The organism is Streptomyces sp. B6B3, assembly GCF_039871525.1.
Taxonomy (GTDB): domain Bacteria; phylum Actinomycetota; class Actinomycetes; order Streptomycetales; family Streptomycetaceae; genus Streptomyces.
Genome location: NZ_JBDPLU010000067.1, coordinates 1 through 1,190, shown reverse-complemented (window position 1 = coordinate 1,190; position 1,190 = coordinate 1). Strand labels below are relative to the sequence as shown.

The 1,190-nt window shown below is 73.1% G+C and carries 2 protein-coding genes; both read left to right on the top strand.

Annotation, left to right across the window (positions count from 1 at the left end; genetic code table 11):
* Window positions 1–715, top strand: a 715-nt coding sequence (locus ABGB06_RS39375) for a beta-ketoacyl reductase (protein ID WP_347600552.1), incomplete at its 5' end; no start/stop codon positions are given.
* A partial coding sequence (locus ABGB06_RS39370) for a beta-ketoacyl synthase N-terminal-like domain-containing protein (RefSeq protein WP_347600550.1) occupies window positions 715–1,190 on the top strand: 476 nt, incomplete at its 3' end. The genes ABGB06_RS39375 and ABGB06_RS39370, both read left to right, overlap by 1 nt.

Here is a 1,190-nt window from a genome sequence, read left to right as displayed (position 1 = left end):
ACAGGCCAACTACGCCGCCGCCAACGCCTACCTCGACGCCCTCGCACACCACCGCCACGCCACCGGCCTCCCCGCCACCTCCCTCGCCTGGGGCCTGTGGAACACACCCGACGGCATGAACACCTCGCTGGGGGAGGCCGACCGGGCCAGGCTGGCGCGTTCCCGGACGGGGATGCTCTCGGCCGAGGAGGGGCTGCGGCTCTTCGACGCGGCTCTGGGCGTGGACGACGCCGTGCTGGTGCCGATCCGGCTGGACCCCACGGCGTTGCCGGGGCAGGTGGGCACCGCGCCCGATCGCGCGCCGGGTGAGCGCACCTTCGCGGAGCGCCTCACCGGGCTGGGCAAGGCGACGGAGCGGCAGCGCGCGGTGCTGGACCTGGTGTGCGAGCAGTCGGCGGCGGTGCTGGGGCACGTGGACTCCCGCACGGTGGCTCCCGAGGAGACGTTCCAGGAGCTGGGGTTCGAGTCGCTGACCTCGGTGGAGTTGCGTAACCGCCTGGCGAGGGAGACGGGACTCCGGCTCCCGGCCGGTCTGCTGTTCGACCATCCGACGCCCCTCGCCCTGGCAGAGCACCTCGGCCGGCTCCTGCTGCCCGAACCGTCCGCGCCCACACCGCCGAAGCCCGAGCCGAGCCCGCCGACACGGCGCGGCGATCTCGACGAGGCGACCGACGACGAACTCTTCGACATGGTCGAGAACCTGGGGAACTCCTGATGGCAGACGGCAGCGGCACGAACAACGGCACCGAGCACAGGCTCCGCGACTACCTGAGGCGGGCGATCGCCGACGCCCAGGACGCCCGGCAGCGGCTGCGCGAGGCCGACGACCGGGTGCGCGAGCCGATCGCGGTCATCGGCATGGCCTGCCGCTTCCCCGGCGGCGTCACCACTCCGGAGGAGCTGTGGCGGCTCGTCGCCGCCGGCGAGGACGCGATCAGCGGTTTCCCCACCAACCGCGGCTGGGACCTCGACGCGCTGTACGACCCGGATCCCGACACGCCCGGCACCTGTTACGTGCGGGAGGGCGGATTCCTGCACGACGCGGGCGACTTCGACGCCGAGCTCTTCGGCATCTCGCCGCGCGAGGCACTGGCCATGGACCCGCAGCAACGGCTGCTGCTGGAGACCTCCTGGGAGGCCTTCGAAAGCGCCGGCATCGACCCCACCTCGCTACGCGGCAGCCGCACCGG